Raw genomic sequence first — 14719 nt, forward strand, 5'->3', positions numbered from 1 at the left:
GCTTAACAGTTATTTTATTCAATGACTTCAGACTGCCTGTACGCGAATTGAGCGAGTGCGCAGTGAAGCAGCGAAAACAGGTCAGCGCGATCAATACTGACAACAAGCTTGCGGTGAAGCAGGCACCGGATACCTCCGATCTGGCGGAGCGCGAGAGCCGTTGGAACTATGCGCTCGTCGGCTCTGGCCTCGGCGTCTGGGACCACAACAACCTGATCGGCACCAAATACTACTCCGATACATGGAAAGAAATCCGCGGCATGGCTCCGCACGAGGAGGCCGACGGAGACTACGAGGAATGGCTCAAGCTTCTTCATCCCGATGACCGCGATTTCGTCATCGGGGCCATTGAGAAGCAGATCGCAGGGGACCCGGATTATCACGTCTTCGAATACCGGGAGCGCCACAAGGACGGCGGCTGGGTCTGGATCGAATGCCGCGGCGCCTGCGTTGAATGGGACGAAAACGGCGTCCCTGCCCGCATCGTCGGCACGGATACGGACATCACGGCCCGCAAGCGATCCGAGGAGATGCTCGAGCACCTGTCGCGCAGGCTGGATCTCGCTCTCGAAATCTCGCGCATAGGCGTTTTCGAAGCCGATCTCAACGCCGGAACAGTCGAGTGGGACGACCGCTTGCTGGCGATGTACGGGCTTGAAGGCACGCCGCGCGTAAAGTTGAGCGAGGCATGGGAGCAGGCGCTGCACCCCGACGACCGCGAGCGCACGCTGAAGAACCTGGAGGCAAGTCTCGAAAAAGACCGCGGACTGCTGCAGGAGTTTCGTATCATCCGCGGCGATGGCGCCGAACGCGTCATTCGCGCCCGCTCGGCTTTCTTCCTGGATGCCGACGGCAAGCGCAAGCTCATCGGCGCAAATTGGGACGTCACCGAAGAGGTCAGTCTTCGCAACGATCTGCAGAAGGCAAAGGATCTCGCGGAAGCCCGCAATCAGGAACTCGAAGCCGCCAGGGAAAGCATCGAGCATCTGGCGCTTCACGATTATCTCACGGAACTGCCCAACCGCCGCTATCTCGACCGCATGCTTGACGAGCGTTCCGCCGGATGCCGCGAGAATGGCTTGACGCTCGCGATCCTGCATATCGACCTCGATCGTTTCAAGCAGATCAACGACACGCTCGGCCACCGCGCCGGCGACGCCATGTTGAAACACGCGGCCAGGGTGCTGAAGGAGAGCGTGCGCGCGAGCGATTTCGTTGCGCGCATCGGCGGCGACGAGTTCGTCGTACTTTGCACGATCGACAGCTCTCCGAAGAAGCTTTCCAATATGGCAGCCCGCATCATCCGCGAACTCAGCAAGCCGGTCCGCTACGAAGGTCATGACTGTCGCTTCGGCGCCAGCATCGGCATTGCCGCGGAAAGCGGCAAGGACCTCGATGCAAAGCAGTTGTTGCTCAACGCCGATATCGCGCTTTACCGCGCCAAGGGCGCAGGCCGCAACCGCCATGAATTCTTCTCGAAGGACGCCCGCCGCACCATCATCGCGGCGAAGCGCCTGTCGGACGAAATGCTGCTGGGACTGGAGCGCAACGAATTCATTCCCTTCTATCAATTACAGTTTCATGCCCAGACCCTGGAGGTTGCCGGCGTGGAGACGCTGGCACGCTGGCGGCATCCGGAGCACGGATTGCTGACACCAGGCCACTTCCTGACGATTGCCGAAGATCTTGACGTCGTCTCAGCGATCGACGGCCTGATCCTCGAAAAAGGGCTGGCTGATCGCGCCGCCTGGGCGAGAGACGGTTTCGTCACACCGAAGCTTTCGGTGAATGTCTCCTCTAGGCGCCTGGCCGATCCGGGCCTTGGCAAGAAGCTGCGGGTGCAGAAGATCGAGCCGGGGATCCTCTCCTTCGAGCTCTTGGAATCCATATCGCTTGACGATTGCGATGATGCAGTCCTGACCAATCTCAGGCAATTCCGCAAGCTTGGGATCGATATCGAGATCGACGACTTTGGTACCGGTCACGCATCGATCGTCAGCCTGCTCAAACTCAGTCCTCGCACGCTGAAGATCGACCGGGAGCTGATCCGCATGCTGCCGCAGTCGGCCGAGCAGAGAAAGCTCGTCCGTTCCATCATCGATATTGGCCGTTCGCTGAACATCCTCGTCACGGCCGAGGGTGTCGAAAGCATGGATCATGTCCGCATCCTTGGCGATCTCGGCTGCGACATGCTGCAAGGCTATGCCCTGGCGCGGCCGATGCCGGCCATGCAGATTCCGGCTTTTGTACGCAATGCGGGCTGGCGGCGGCACGACGGCGGCGCCTACGCCCTTCAGGGCGTTCTTCGCCAGCAGATCAAAAGCAACCGCAGCAAATAAAGCCTGCATAAGCGGCCGTGCTGGCGGCTTTGATTCCACCGCATCACAAAAAACTGTAAGCTTATCTCCAGAAAGTCTTCGATTCTCTTGGGCCGCGTTCCTACATATCTGGAATCCGGGGAAGGAGTGATAGGCGCATTGTGAAACTCTCTCTTTTCCTTTATGGGGACGCCACGAGATCCATCCACTCGCGCTATCCCAAGAGCGCCAACGACAGAGAACAACTAAAATGAACCGTCGCCGCCGTATCTACGAGGGCAAGGCCAAGATTCTATATGAGGGACCGGAACCGGGGACTTTGATCCAGTTCTTCAAGGATGACGCCACGGCCTTCAATAAGAAGAAACACGAAGTCATCGATGGCAAGGGCGTTCTGAACAACCGCATTTCGGAATACATCTTCAGCCATCTGAACAAGATCGGCATCCCGACGCACTTCATCCGCCGGCTCAACATGCGCGAGCAGTTGATCCGGGAAGTGGAGATGATCCCCCTCGAGATCGTTGTGCGCAACGTCGCTGCCGGTTCGCTGGCCAAGCGCCTCGGCATCGAGGAAGGCGTGGTTCTGCCGCGCTCGATCATCGAATTCTACTACAAATCCGATGCTCTCGACGATCCGATGGTCTCGGAAGAACACATCACCGCCTTCGGCTGGGCAAACCCTGCCGAGCTCGACGACATCATGGCGCTCGCCATCCGCGTCAACGACTTCATGACCGGCCTCTTCCTTGGCGTCGGCATCCAGCTTGTCGATTTCAAAATCGAATGCGGCCGGCTGTTCGAAGGCGACATGATGCGCATCATCCTTGCCGACGAGATTTCGCCTGATTCTTGCCGCCTCTGGGACATCGAAACCCACGAGAAAATGGACAAGGACCGCTTCCGCCGCGATATGGGCGGGCTTCTCGAAGCCTATTCCGAAGTCGCGCGCCGCCTCGGCATCATCAACGAAAACGAGCCTGTGCGCGGCACCGGCCCGGTTTTGGTCAAGTAAGACGTTCTGGTCAAAGACAGGGAAGAAGAAGTGATCAAGGCTCGTGTAACCGTCACGCTGAAAAACGGCGTTCTCGATCCGCAGGGCAAGGCAATCGAAGGCGCGCTGAGCGGCCTCGGCTTCACAGGCATCGGCCATGTCCGCCAGGGCAAGGTCTTCGACCTCGAGCTCGAAAGCGCCGACAAGGCCAAGGCCGAAGCCGACCTCAAGGCCATGTGCGAAAAACTCCTCGCAAACACGGTGATCGAAAATTACACTATTTCTCTCGACTGACGGTTGCGGAGAATGTGATGGCTGACCTGACGTAGGAATTGCTGTTTGAATCTTGAGGAAAATTCAGTCCGATGTCTCTACATTGAAGGAAGGACAGAGGGGCATTCGTCGAGATATCAACAGCCTGCGCAACCATATTGCACGTCATGCAGGGCGACACCAACAATCTGCATGGCACGATGAGCCAGGTACTTGATCGCCTGGGCCGCATTGAAAATCGTCTCGAACTTCGAGAATTGGCAGAAGCACAAGCAAGGTTTGAACCGCACCCATGAAATCAGCCGTCGTTCAACTTCCGGGCCTCAACCGCGATCGCGACATGATCGCCGCGCTTACGAAAATTTCCGGCCACGCGCCGGTGACAATCTGGCAGACGGAAACTGACATTCCCGACGTCGATCTGATCGTCATTCCGGGCGGCTTTTCCTATGGCGATTATCTGCGCTGCGGCGCGATTGCGGCCCGCATGCCGGTGATGCAGGCTATCGTCGACAAGGCTCACAAAGGCGTCAGGGTTCTTGGCGTCTGCAACGGCTTTCAGATCCTCGTGGAAGCCGGCCTGCTGCCGGGTGCGCTGATGCGTAACGCCTCGCTGAGGTTCGTCTGCCGCGAGATCAAGCTTGAGGTCGCCAACGCCGATACGGATTTCACCCGCGCCTATGCCAAGGGTCAGGTCATACGTTGCCCGGTCGCCCACCACGACGGCAACTATTTCGCGGATGCCGAGACGTTGGCTGAGATAGAAGGCAACGGCCAGGTGGTTTTCCGATATGCGGAAGGCACCAACCCGAACGGTTCGATCAACGACATTGCCGCGGTGATGAACGCCAAGGGCAACGTTCTCGGCATGATGCCGCATCCGGAAAACTTGATCGAAGCAGCCCATGGCGGCTCCGACGGCTGCGGGCTGTTTGCTTCGGCGCTCGAGGTAATCGCTGCTTAACCTTCGGCGCGTAAGACGCACTCAAGAGGTCCACCGGAGCAAGATTGATGCGCCCTTCCACGAATATCGCAGCGGTTGCGGCGGCAAGCATGCTGTGCATTTTGATCGCGTCGTGCCAGTCCAGGGCACCCGCCTCCGGCCCGGATCGCAGCGCGCTTTCCACCATGGAGCGCGTTGCCGTCGGCGCCAATTCGTGCTGGTTCAAATCCGGCGATGCTGCATTTTCAGCCTACCGCCTGGCGCCGGAACTCAATTCCTTCTCCGGCCGCCCACGAATCCTGGTTGTCCACAAGAACAGCCCGGAAGGCAGGCCACTGCTCGTCGTTCAGGCCGAAGGCAACCCAGCCCGCCTCCAGGCCTTCGGACCGATGATGTCCGAGCCGGTTTCCACCCGCATTGCTAGCGACGTGACCCGCTGGTCCGGCGGCGGCAAAACCTGCCGCTGATCAATCCCAAAAACGCGACTTGCTGATTTCTTTCGCCGCATCTGCCGGCGAAAGCCCGATGTCGCGCAGCTGCCAATCCGCCATCTCGCGCAGGGCTCGCCGCCCTTCGCGCTTCATGCTCCAGCAAGACAGTATGTCCTGAATCTTGGCAAGCAGCCCTTGGGTTGGCCTGGGTTGCAATTTGTACCGCTCGCCAATGGGAACAATTGATACAATATGCTGATCGATCTTCTGATTGATAGACATCGTCATGAAGGTCCGCTTCGTTACTGACGATTGTTCATACTCTTGACAGGTAAATGGTGACAATCTATCAAATTGTTACCATGACAAATTGGCTCCCTGATCTTTCGCGCGGCTCCGGCCCAGTCTACATGCGTCTGGCGGACAGCATCGAGTCCGCCATCGCCAGCGGCGCCCTCCCCGCAGGCAGCAAACTGCCGCCGCAGCGGAACCTTGCCTACGATATCGGCGTGACGATCGGCACAATCGGCCGGGCCTATGCTTTGGTGCACGAACGTGGACTGGTGGCGGGCGAAGTCGGGCGTGGAACCTATGTGCTTGATCGCGCGGAGACGGCGCCGGGCGAACAGGCCGATCCGCTGACGATTTCGCTTGGCGGCACGCGGGTTCTCGACGCGCCGGCAAACAAGATCCGCTTCGACACTACCGCGGCTCCCGATCTCGGCCAGGGCCGCATTATCGGTCAGATCCTCGCCGAAATCGGGGAGCAGAACATTTCGGAGATATCCTCCTACTCCCGCAATTTTCCGCGGAACTGGTTCCTGGCCGGGCAGAGGTGGCTGGCGCGAAATGGCTGGACGCCGGAGACGGAGAATATCGTTCCGACGCTAGGCGCCCATGCGGCCGCGGTTTCGATCATCTCAGCCGTGTCCTCGCCCGGCGATAAGATCGTCTTTGAGAACCTGAGCTACACGCAGGTGAGCCGCAGCGCCCGCCTGCTGGGTCGACGGACGATCACCGTCGATTCCGACGAAAACGGCGTGCTTCCTGATGACTTCGAGCGGCTATGCCAGCAGCAGCATCCCAAGCTCGCCTTTTTGATGCCAACCGCGCACAACCCGACGCTTGCAACCATGCCCTATGAACGCCGCGCCGCGATTGGTGCGACGGCCCGCAGGCATGGCGTCTGGCTAATCGAGGACGACCTTTATGGCGGCATGACGGGTGACGAAATCCCTTTGCTGGCGTCGCTGGCGCCCGACCGTACCTTCCTCGTCAACGGGCTTTCCAAATCGGTCGCTGCCGGCGTCCGCGGTGGATGGGTCGCCTGCCCGCCGCATTTTGCCCAGCGAATCAAGGTCACGCACAAGATGATCACGGGTGGCTTGCCGTTCATTCTCGCGGAGACCTGCGCACGCCTCGTCGAAAGCGGCATCGCCCATGCCATGCGCAAGGCAAGTATCACCGAACTTGCCACACGAGAGCGGCTCGTCCGCGAATTGCTGGACGGGTTCGATTTCGAATCACACCCGCATGTTCCCTTCCTCTGGCTGAGGCTTCCCGATCCCTGGATGTCCGGCACCTTCAAGAACGCCGCGTTTCGCGATGGCGTGCTCGTCGATGACGAGGATGAATTCAAGGCCGCCCGCGCCGACAAGGTCTATCACCGCGTGCGCATCGGCTTCTCCTCGCCGAAGAGCAAGGACGCGCTTGAAAACGGCCTGATCATTTTGAGAAGCCTGCTGGAAGGCGGCGGCTCGGCCTATGTCGGCGAAATTTAACATCTTCGCCGCCCGAAAGGATGGGGATTTTCAGGGGCGGCTCGGGCCGCCCTTTCGCGTTCTCGGGCGACGGGTTTAACCGCCTTCGATGGCCGTGTTCGGGCCGCTAGGATGTTGTTGTTGACCGCCGCGTTGACAGCTTAACATCTTCCCCCGCTTGAAAGCGGGGGATTTCCGAGGGGGCGCGAAGCTCCGGCGATCGTTATCGCTTCAACGGAGAGCCGCTGCCCTTCCTCCACGATCATAGACGCCGTGTTCCGACGCAGGATGTTGATTGCAGCATTGTGGTCGGCATGGGCGCGCAAGCCGCATTGGCAACAGCGGAAAGACGCTTGGCTTTCGCGGCTTTCCCTGTCCACGGCGCCGCAGGCCGAACAGGTCTGCGAGGTGTGGCGGGGATCGACCTTGCACAGGTATCCGCCCCGTTCTTCGAGCTTGTCGGCCAACACGGTTTCAAAGCCGTGCCAGCCTTGTTCGAGGATCGCCCGGTTCAGGCCCGCCTTCTGGCAGACGTTGGTTCCGGGCGCGTCCACGGTTCCCCTGGCGCTGCGCGTCATGTTGCGCGTGGCGAGGTCTTCCAGCACGACCGTTGCGAAGCGACGGGCGATATCAAGACTGGCCTTGTGCCGCCAATCCTGCCGGATGCGGGCAGCACGGGCCTGCAAGGCTGCAACCCGGCGGCGGGCCTTCGCGTGGCGACGCGACCCGCGCTTGCGCCGCGCCAGAACGCGCTGGGCCCGGCGCTTCCTGCGCTCGATCTCCGCAAGGCCGGCAGGCATCCACCAATGCTCCCCGGTCGAAAGCGTCAGCGTGTTCGCCACGCCCCGGTCGATCCCCACGGCGGGCAAATCGTTTTGCGGGACGGCATGGTCGATTTCGCAGGCGAAGGCGATGTGCCAGCCGTTCGCCGCCAGGCTCACCGTCACATTCATGGTCTTGCCACGCAGGCCGCATCTTCGCCAAGCTGTGTCGCGACTTCGAGGCCGAATTGATCGAGCGACGGCGAGGACGATCATGTTCACCTCTGGTGCATTACCCTCCGAAGATCGCCCTGTCGAAGCTGGTCAACAGCCTCAAAGGCGTATCCAGCCGACGTCGGCGCGAGAGCCGCCCGGAAATCACCGGGCGCTACTACAAGGGCGTTTTGTGGTCGCCGTCCTCCTTTGCGGCAAGCTGTGGCGGCGCACCGCTCTCGGTGATCGCCGAATATCTCAAATCCCAGCGGGAAGCGGCCCAAGGCCGCTCTCGCGTTCCTCCCCGGCCTGAACGCCGGGGTATCCCGCGAGGTTCACGATGAACATAAGACAGCGTGCTGGCTTGGCAGCGACTCATGCTACCAATCCTCCTGTTCTGCCCTTGGCGCGGAACAAGGAGGACACCGGATGACGATCCCTAATCGCGGGTTGGTGCTGCGTTCCTTGAGTATTTTGCTGGCGTCATTGATCGCCGACGTCTCGGACGTCTCGGCATCCGCTCATGCGGAGGAACGAATTTTCGATGAACTGCGTTTTGGCGCGTCAACCTCGACCCAGGGCGGCGACGAGCGTGAGGACGGCGTCTTCCCCGAAGTTACGGCATTCTTCGATCCCTTCGGCGCCGATTCCGCTACCGATTGGAAGCAAAAGCTGATGCGCCCCCGCATTCACCTCGGCACGTCGATCGGAACCGGGGGTGAAGCGACCCAGGTCTTCGCCGGCCTTTCCTGGACCGCCGATATCAATGACAAGCTTTTTGCCGAAGCCGGTTTTGGGGGCCTTATCCACACTGGCGATCTCGATGACGACGGCGATGGGCCGGCACTCGGCTGCCGACTGCTGTTTCATGAATATATTGGTCTGGGGTACCGTTTCGACACCCACTGGAACGTCACGGCGCAAGTTGCCCATTCCTCGCACGCAGATCTTTGTGACGGTCCGAACGACGGCATGACGCGCGCAGGCGTCCAGATCGGGTATAAATTCTAGGCGAACGCCTGGCCTCAAAGGCACTTCGTCCGCTCTTTGTTGACGGTGGGCATTTTCCTGTCGCGTGTCGCCCTTACATAGGTTAAAGACACCGCAAAACGCGCAACGGCAGGGACTTTCGAGAGCTCATGACCATATCCAATACCCGCCCGATCACCCCCGAACTCATCGCCAGCCACGGCCTGAAGCCGGATGAATATCAGCGGATACTGGACCTGATCGGCCGCGAGCCGACCTTCACCGAACTCGGCATCTTTTCGGCCATGTGGAACGAGCACTGCTCGTACAAATCTTCCAAGAAGTGGCTGCGCACGCTGCCGACCAAGGGGCCGCGTGTCATCCAGGGCCCAGGCGAGAACGCCGGCGTTGTCGATATCGACGACGGGGACTGTGTGGTCTTCAAGATGGAGAGCCACAACCACCCCTCCTATATCGAGCCGTACCAGGGCGCTGCGACTGGCGTCGGCGGCATCCTGCGCGACGTCTTCACCATGGGCGCCCGCCCGATCGCAGCGATGAACGCTCTTCGTTTCGGCGAGCCGGATCATCCGAAGACCCGCCATCTCGTCTCTGGCGTCGTCGCCGGCGTCGGCGGATATGGCAATTCCTTCGGCGTTCCGACGGTCGGCGGCGAGGTCGAGTTCGACGCCCGCTACAACGGCAACATCCTCGTCAACGCCTTTGCGGCGGGGCTCGCGAAGTCGAATGCCATTTTCCTGTCGGAAGCCAAGGGCGTCGGCCTGCCGGTCGTCTATCTGGGCGCCAAGACCGGCCGCGACGGCGTCGGCGGCGCGACGATGGCCTCCGCCGAATTCGACGAGTCGATCGAGGAAAAGCGCCCGACCGTCCAGGTCGGCGACCCCTTCACCGAGAAGTGCCTGCTGGAAGCCTGCCTTGAACTGATGCAGACCGGCGCCGTCATCGCCATCCAGGACATGGGTGCGGCCGGCCTCACCTGCTCGGCCGTCGAAATGGGCGCCAAGGGCGATCTCGGCATCCTGCTCGAACTCGACAAGGTTCCGGTCCGCGAAGAGCAGATGACCGCCTACGAGATGATGCTCTCGGAGAGCCAGGAGCGTATGCTCATGGTCCTCGAGCCGGACAAGGAGGCGGTCGCCAAGGCGATCTTCGTCAAGTGGGGCCTCGATTTCGCGATCGTCGGCAAGACCACCGACGACCTGCGCTTCTGCGTCGTGCATCAGGGCGAAGAAGTCGCCAATCTACCGATCAAGGACCTCGGCGACCAGGCGCCGGAATACGACCGCCCCTGGCGGGAATCCGGTAAGCGCGCTCCCCTCCCCGCTGAGCTCGTATCAGCACCGGACGATTATGGTAAGGCGCTGCTGCAGCTCGTCGGCTCGCCCAACCAGTCCAGCCGCCGCTGGGTCTACGAACAATACGATACGCTGATCCAGGGCAATTCGCTGCAGCTTCCGGGCGGCGACGCCGGCGTTGTCCGCGTCGAAGGCCATCCGACCAAGGCGCTCGCCTTCTCGTCCGATGTCACGCCGCGTTATGTCGAGGCCGATCCGTTCGAAGGCGGCAAGCAGGCCGTCGCCGAATGCTGGCGCAATATCACCGCGACGGGAGCCGAGCCGCTGGCTGCGACCGACAACCTCAATTTCGGCAATCCGGAGAAGCCGGAAATTATGGGCCAGTTCGTCGAAGCCGTAAAAGGCATCGGCGAAGCGTGCCGTGCGCTGGATTTCCCGATCGTTTCCGGCAACGTCTCGCTCTACAACGAGACGAATGGCATCGCGATCCTGCCCACCCCGACGATCGCAGGCGTCGGCCTGCTGCCAGACTGGCAGGCGATGGCGCGCATCGGCGGCGCATCCGAAGGCGATCAGCTGATCCTGATCGGCACCGACGGCAGCCATCTGGGCTCCTCGATCTACCTGCGCGATATCGTCGGCAGCATCGATGGTCCGGCGCCGGAAGTGGATCTCTTCGCCGAGCGCCGCAACGGCGATTTCGTTCGTTCCGCAATCCGCAACGGCCAGGTCACCGCCTGCCACGATATCTCTTCCGGCGGCCTCGCTCTGGCGCTCGCGGAAATGGCGATGGCATCGGGGACGGGCCTGATGGTGACGCTTGCCGAAGGCAAGGGCGCGCCGCATGCCCTCCTATTCGGGGAAGACCAGGCACGCTACGTCATCGCGGTCAAACCCGACGTCGCCGATTTCGTCTGCGCCAATGCGGAAGGCGCCGGCGTGCCCTTCCGCCGTCTCGGCACGCTCGCCGGCAGCGACCTCGTTGTCGATGATCTTTTGTCGCTCCCCATTCAGCAATTGCGCAACGCCCATGAATCGTGGTTCCCTGAATTCATGGATAGCGCAGAGGCACTTGTCGCTGCGGAATGATGTGCAAGGAGTTACGAACATGGCCATGAAACCCGGCGATATCGAAGACATGATCAGGGCCGGGATACCCGGTGCCAAGGTGACGATCCGCGACCTTGCGGGCGACGGTGATCATTACGCCGCCGAAGTCGTGGCCGAAGCCTTCCGGGGCAAGAGCCGCGTCCAGCAGCACCAGATGGTGTATGAGGCCCTCAAAGGAAACATGGGCGGCATCCTGCACGCACTGGCGCTGCAGACATCGGCCCCGGAATGATGCTTCGATAATTGGGAATGCCCGGTCACAAGCCGGGCATTTTTTGCAGTCCGCCATCGGCGACAAGCGCGGCGGGCACCGGTCCGGCCGTCAGCAGCGTGAAATCGAAGGTTGCGTGCAGGTCCGGCCCCAGCACGTATTGCCGGTGCACCCGCAGGAAATCCAGCTTGATCTTCTTGTAGTGTTCCGGCGTCAGCATCTGCTTGACGCGGATGAACTGCATTCTTGCCTGCGGCGCGTCCGGATGGCCCGCTGCGGCGACAACCGGCACCTTGTAGAAATGGATGGCGTCCGTCAGGCAGTGCACGTCGAGCCAGAAGACGGATCGGCAGCACGCGATCCGCCCGACACGGGCGCGCAGCGCTTTTGCGGGTGACAGCAGCGCGCATTGCAGCACCGCCGAACCAAGCGAAGCAAAGACGACCTGCTTGCCGTCGAAGAGTTCCGGCTCCTTCTCAAGGAGCGAACCGACGACATGCGCGGCAACGCTCGAGCCCATGCTGTGCGACGAGATCACATATTCGTCAGCATCCTCCAGCAGCGCCTCGCGCGCCGCAGTCGCACAGCGTACGAGCCATGCGTCGACCTCGGGGCGATCCATGCGCCCAAGCGCAACCGCCATTTCCCAATCCGCGAAGAGATGCAGGGCGTAGAAGCGTTCGGCGAAAGGTAGGAAAAGATAGACGAAGAAGGCAGCCGCCGCCGGCAGGCTCCAGACGATATGCCAAACCCGGAGACCGAAGCCCATCGGCGCCGAAGCGATCGTGGCCATCAGCATGAGGCCGAGCAGCATCAGCACGAACGGAAAGATGAAGAAAAGGCCGAAGCGCCAGGCATGGCGGAAATAGCCGGCCAATCCCCCGTCCACGATGATGCGGCCGCAGGCGGCAAAGCCGTCGACTATGCGCTTTACCGCCGGCTTGGCGCTAAGATGCTGTACCAGCACGTCATGATCGAAAACATGAACCCTGCTTGCGGTCTGCCAGAAATCGGACGCGGCGAGTACGTCGAATTTCGCAAACTCGTGGCAATCGCCTATTTCGCCTAACTGCGCCTGGAAGCCCCAAACCTTTCCGCTTTGTCTGGCCGTTCGCTCGTAGCGCGCCCGGTGAGCCTTCCCGTCCAGCGGTTCGAAACCCGGGAAGTGAAGTACCACCCTCTTCTTGATCAATTCCATAAATATCTTTCCGGCGAGCTCGGCCCGCCAATTCGCAAAACGCGCATGCATGTGAAATGTGGCGGAAAAAGCTCTCGTGCTGTTGAAGAGCGCTTGCTAACCGAAAGCATCGGGAATTCAATAGCCACGAAGCGTTTGGGTGCTGGAGGGATTTGAATGGCTGATATCGTGAAGGAACTCGTGAGCGGCGTTGTCGAGACCGTGCTCAAGGAAATCCTCAAGAAAACTGCGCTCCGAACCACCACCAAGCGAAAGAAGCGCCAGACACGCTCTTCCACGACCGGGCGCTTCACCCGCACTGGCTCAACAGCGAATAAACCCGCCCGCAAGCAGGTCAGCAAACGCCGCACTGCCACTGCCCGCAGCAGGCAGCGCAGCCGCTAGGCGTTCCGCCATCGTGCCATCATCCACCGTAAGCATGCTTATCTTTTTTTGATTTTGGCGGCTGGAATTTGAGCCGTCACATGCTATCTAAGGCTCACGATTGAAACGGCAGGCCTTTAACCTGCCTGTTGAAAGGATTAGGTCCCATGAGCGGTATCAACGAATTCATCGACAACGAAATCAAGACGAACGACGTCGTCCTTTTCATGAAGGGCACGCCGCAGTTTCCGCAGTGCGGTTTCTCCGGCCAGGTCGTCCAGATCCTCGATTACCTCGGTGTCGACTACAAGGGCATTGACGTGCTCGCCGATTCGGAAATCCGCCAGGGCATCAAGGACTATTCGAATTGGCCGACAATCCCGCAGCTTTACGTGAAGGGCGAGTTTATCGGCGGCTGTGACATCGTGCGGGAAATGTTCCAGGCCGGCGAGTTACAGCAGCACTTCCAGGAAAACGGCGTGACGGTTCGCGCCGCCTGACAGGTCACCGGGCGTCCGTCCGGTTTCCAAATCTGTTCTAATTCGAGTTCAAGGCGCTGTGCTCAACAGCGCCTTGACCTGTTTATGGGATTTTCATTGTGACAGATTCATCACAAGCCGTGTCCGCGGGCCAGACGCCCATGGGCAAGCGTGAATTCATCGCGCTCGCCGCCTTTTTGATGGCAACCAATTCGCTGGCAATCGATATCATGCTGCCGGCTCTGCAGCAGATCGGCGCCAATCTGGGCGTCGAAAGCGAAAACTACCGGCAATTCGTCGTCTCGTCCTATCTTCTCGGCTTCGGCGGCGCTCAGCTCTTCTATGGCCCGATTTCCGACCGCTTCGGCCGTCGCCTGCCGCTTCTCGTCGGTCTGGGGATTTATATCGCTTCCGCGATTGGGATTGCTTTCATACCTTCGTTTGCCGGCTTACTCGTCCTGCGTTTCATCCAGGGCATCGGCTCTGCCGCAACGCGCGTCATCACCATTTCGATCGTCCGCGACATCTACGGCGGCCGGCAGATGGCCGAAGTCATGTCGCTGATCATGATGGTGTTCATGATCGTGCCCGTCGTCGCGCCCGGGAGCGGCCAGATCATCATGCTCTTTGCGAGCTGGCACATGATCTTCGTCTTCATCGCCGCAATGGGGGCGGCAATCGCCGCATGGACCTTCTATCGCCTGCCGGAGACGCTCGATCCGCGCAACATGCGCCCCTTCACCGCGCGCTCAATCCTCAGCGGCTTCCAGCTCGTTCTGACGAACCGCATTGCACTTTGCTATACGCTTGCGACCACCTTCATCTTCGGCTCGCTGTTCGGATTCATCAACTCCGCGCAGCAGATCTATGTCGGCATCTACGATCTCGGCGTCTATTTCCCCTTCGCCTTCGCCGCTGTCGCGGTCTTCATGTCCATGGCGTCGTTTCTCAATTCGCGCTTCGTCGGCAAGTTCGGCATGCGGCGGCTGTCGCATGGATCGCTGCTCGGTTTCGTCGCCGTCAACACGCTCTGGATGATCGTGCAGGTCGTTGGCCCGCAGCCAATGCCTTTCTTCCTATTCATCGGCTTCTTCGGCATTGCGATGTTCCAGTTCGGCTGGATCGGCTCGAACTTCAACTCGCTCGCCATGGAGCCGCTCGGCCACGTGGCGGGCACCGCCTCCTCCGTCCTCGGCTTCATGAGCACGATCGGCGGCGCAATCATCGGCGCGGCAATCGGCCAAGCCTTCGACGGGACGGCGCTGCCGATGGTCTCCGGTTATTTCGCCGTGTCGATCATCGCACTCGTCTTCGTCCTGATCGCCGAGAAGGGCCGTCTGTTTCAGCCTCACAATCCGCGTCTCTGAGCAGGCCATCTAA

At 60.6% G+C, this 14719-nt stretch carries 16 protein-coding genes; 13 read left to right on the plus strand and 3 right to left on the minus strand.

Going from position 1 to position 14719, the window contains the following annotated elements:
* The first annotated feature begins 89 nt into the window (after positions 1-89).
* The 5 genes from QA644_RS09330 (at position 90) to QA644_RS09350 (ending at position 4995) form a co-directional block, all read left to right on the plus strand.
* On the plus strand, positions 90-2339 hold the full coding sequence (locus tag QA644_RS09330; protein ID WP_283072354.1) for an EAL domain-containing protein: 2250 nt from the start codon (positions 90-92) through the stop codon (positions 2337-2339).
* 229 nt (positions 2340-2568) lie between these two features.
* The gene (purC, locus tag QA644_RS09335) at positions 2569-3333 is read left to right on the plus strand and encodes a phosphoribosylaminoimidazolesuccinocarboxamide synthase (protein WP_022715264.1); all 765 of its coding nucleotides are present in this window, start codon (positions 2569-2571) and stop codon (positions 3331-3333) included.
* 30 nt (positions 3334-3363) lie between these two features.
* Positions 3364-3606: a phosphoribosylformylglycinamidine synthase subunit PurS gene (gene purS, locus QA644_RS09340; RefSeq protein WP_039845014.1), complete on the plus strand. Its 243-nt coding sequence runs from the start codon at positions 3364-3366 to the stop codon at positions 3604-3606.
* A gap of 271 nt (positions 3607-3877) precedes the next feature.
* A complete protein-coding gene (gene purQ / locus QA644_RS09345) occupies positions 3878-4549 on the plus strand; it encodes a phosphoribosylformylglycinamidine synthase subunit PurQ (protein WP_283072125.1) in 672 nt (223 codons plus the stop codon).
* 47 nt (positions 4550-4596) lie between these two features.
* The gene (locus QA644_RS09350) at positions 4597-4995 is read left to right on the plus strand and encodes a hypothetical protein (RefSeq protein ID WP_074068330.1); all 399 of its coding nucleotides are present in this window, start codon (positions 4597-4599) and stop codon (positions 4993-4995) included.
* Here QA644_RS09350 and QA644_RS09355 read toward each other — a convergent pair whose 3' ends face one another.
* On the minus strand, positions 4996-5247 hold the full coding sequence (locus QA644_RS09355) for a DUF1127 domain-containing protein (protein ID WP_283072126.1): 252 nt from the start codon (positions 5245-5247) through the stop codon (positions 4996-4998).
* A gap of 74 nt (positions 5248-5321) precedes the next feature.
* On the opposite strand from QA644_RS09355, the gene QA644_RS09360 reads away from it, so the two are divergent.
* A complete protein-coding gene (locus tag QA644_RS09360; RefSeq protein WP_283072127.1) occupies positions 5322-6740 on the plus strand; it encodes a PLP-dependent aminotransferase family protein in 1419 nt (472 codons plus the stop codon).
* Positions 6741-6880: 140 nt separating this feature from the next.
* On the opposite strand, the gene QA644_RS09365 is transcribed toward QA644_RS09360, so the two are convergent.
* Entirely contained in the window at positions 6881-7672 is a 792-nt protein-coding gene (locus QA644_RS09365) for a transposase (RefSeq protein ID WP_283072128.1), read from the minus strand.
* A 56-nt stretch (positions 7673-7728) separates the two neighbouring features.
* On the opposite strand from QA644_RS09365, the gene QA644_RS09370 reads away from it, so the two are divergent.
* From QA644_RS09370 to QA644_RS09385, 4 genes are all read left to right on the plus strand, one after another.
* The gene (locus tag QA644_RS09370) at positions 7729-8037 is read left to right on the plus strand and encodes a transposase (protein WP_283072129.1); all 309 of its coding nucleotides are present in this window, start codon (positions 7729-7731) and stop codon (positions 8035-8037) included.
* An 85-nt stretch (positions 8038-8122) separates the two neighbouring features.
* Positions 8123-8704 carry an acyloxyacyl hydrolase gene (locus QA644_RS09375; RefSeq protein WP_283072130.1) on the plus strand — a complete coding sequence of 194 codons (582 nt, stop codon included), beginning with the start codon at positions 8123-8125 and terminating at the stop codon, positions 8702-8704.
* Positions 8705-8832: 128 nt separating this feature from the next.
* Positions 8833-11067: a phosphoribosylformylglycinamidine synthase subunit PurL gene (gene purL, locus QA644_RS09380; protein WP_283072131.1), complete on the plus strand. Its 2235-nt coding sequence runs from the start codon at positions 8833-8835 to the stop codon at positions 11065-11067.
* A gap of 19 nt (positions 11068-11086) precedes the next feature.
* Positions 11087-11320, plus strand: coding sequence for a BolA family transcriptional regulator (locus QA644_RS09385; protein WP_039845020.1), 234 nt, complete (start codon positions 11087-11089; stop codon positions 11318-11320).
* Positions 11321-11345: 25 nt separating this feature from the next.
* Here the strand turns inward: QA644_RS09385 and QA644_RS09390 are convergent, their stop codons facing one another.
* Entirely contained in the window at positions 11346-12497 is a 1152-nt protein-coding gene (locus QA644_RS09390; protein ID WP_283072132.1) for a hypothetical protein, read from the minus strand.
* Between the two features lie 156 nt (positions 12498-12653).
* On the opposite strand from QA644_RS09390, the gene QA644_RS09395 reads away from it, so the two are divergent.
* The 3 genes from QA644_RS09395 (at position 12654) to QA644_RS09405 (ending at position 14706) form a co-directional block, all read left to right on the plus strand.
* Complete coding sequence (locus tag QA644_RS09395) at positions 12654-12881, plus strand: hypothetical protein (protein WP_074068338.1); 228 nt, start codon at positions 12654-12656, stop codon at positions 12879-12881.
* Between the two features lie 146 nt (positions 12882-13027).
* Complete coding sequence (gene grxD, locus QA644_RS09400) at positions 13028-13360, plus strand: Grx4 family monothiol glutaredoxin (RefSeq protein ID WP_022715234.1); 333 nt, start codon at positions 13028-13030, stop codon at positions 13358-13360.
* A gap of 140 nt (positions 13361-13500) precedes the next feature.
* Complete coding sequence (locus tag QA644_RS09405) at positions 13501-14706, plus strand: multidrug effflux MFS transporter (protein WP_283072355.1); 1206 nt, start codon at positions 13501-13503, stop codon at positions 14704-14706.
* The last annotated feature ends 13 nt before the right edge of the window (positions 14707-14719 follow it).

Origin of the sequence: Rhizobium sp. CC1099 (assembly GCF_029714385.1) — a bacterium.
Classification (GTDB): Bacteria; Pseudomonadota; Alphaproteobacteria; order Rhizobiales; family Rhizobiaceae; genus Rhizobium.

Bases quoted from the DNA above. Each gene is read 5' to 3' on its own strand.
- purC (WP_022715264.1), top strand. From the start codon at position 2,569: ATGAACCGTCGCCGCCGTATCTACGAGGGCAAGGCCAAGATTCTATAT.
- purQ (WP_283072125.1), top strand. From the start codon at position 3,878: ATGAAATCAGCCGTCGTTCAACTTCCGGGCCTCAACCGCGATCGCGAC.
- QA644_RS09350 (WP_074068330.1), top strand. From the start codon at position 4,597: ATGCGCCCTTCCACGAATATCGCAGCGGTTGCGGCGGCAAGCATGCTG.
- QA644_RS09355 (WP_283072126.1), bottom strand. From the start codon at position 5,247: ATGACGATGTCTATCAATCAGAAGATCGATCAGCATATTGTATCAATT.
- QA644_RS09360 (WP_283072127.1), top strand. From the start codon at position 5,322: ATGACAAATTGGCTCCCTGATCTTTCGCGCGGCTCCGGCCCAGTCTAC.
- QA644_RS09365 (WP_283072128.1), bottom strand. From the start codon at position 7,672: ATGAATGTGACGGTGAGCCTGGCGGCGAACGGCTGGCACATCGCCTTC.
- QA644_RS09375 (WP_283072130.1), top strand. From the start codon at position 8,123: ATGACGATCCCTAATCGCGGGTTGGTGCTGCGTTCCTTGAGTATTTTG.
- purL (WP_283072131.1), top strand. From the start codon at position 8,833: ATGACCATATCCAATACCCGCCCGATCACCCCCGAACTCATCGCCAGC.
- QA644_RS09385 (WP_039845020.1), top strand. From the start codon at position 11,087: ATGGCCATGAAACCCGGCGATATCGAAGACATGATCAGGGCCGGGATA.
- QA644_RS09390 (WP_283072132.1), bottom strand. From the start codon at position 12,497: ATGGAATTGATCAAGAAGAGGGTGGTACTTCACTTCCCGGGTTTCGAA.
- QA644_RS09395 (WP_074068338.1), top strand. From the start codon at position 12,654: ATGGCTGATATCGTGAAGGAACTCGTGAGCGGCGTTGTCGAGACCGTG.
- grxD (WP_022715234.1), top strand. From the start codon at position 13,028: ATGAGCGGTATCAACGAATTCATCGACAACGAAATCAAGACGAACGAC.
- QA644_RS09405 (WP_283072355.1), top strand. From the start codon at position 13,501: ATGGGCAAGCGTGAATTCATCGCGCTCGCCGCCTTTTTGATGGCAACC.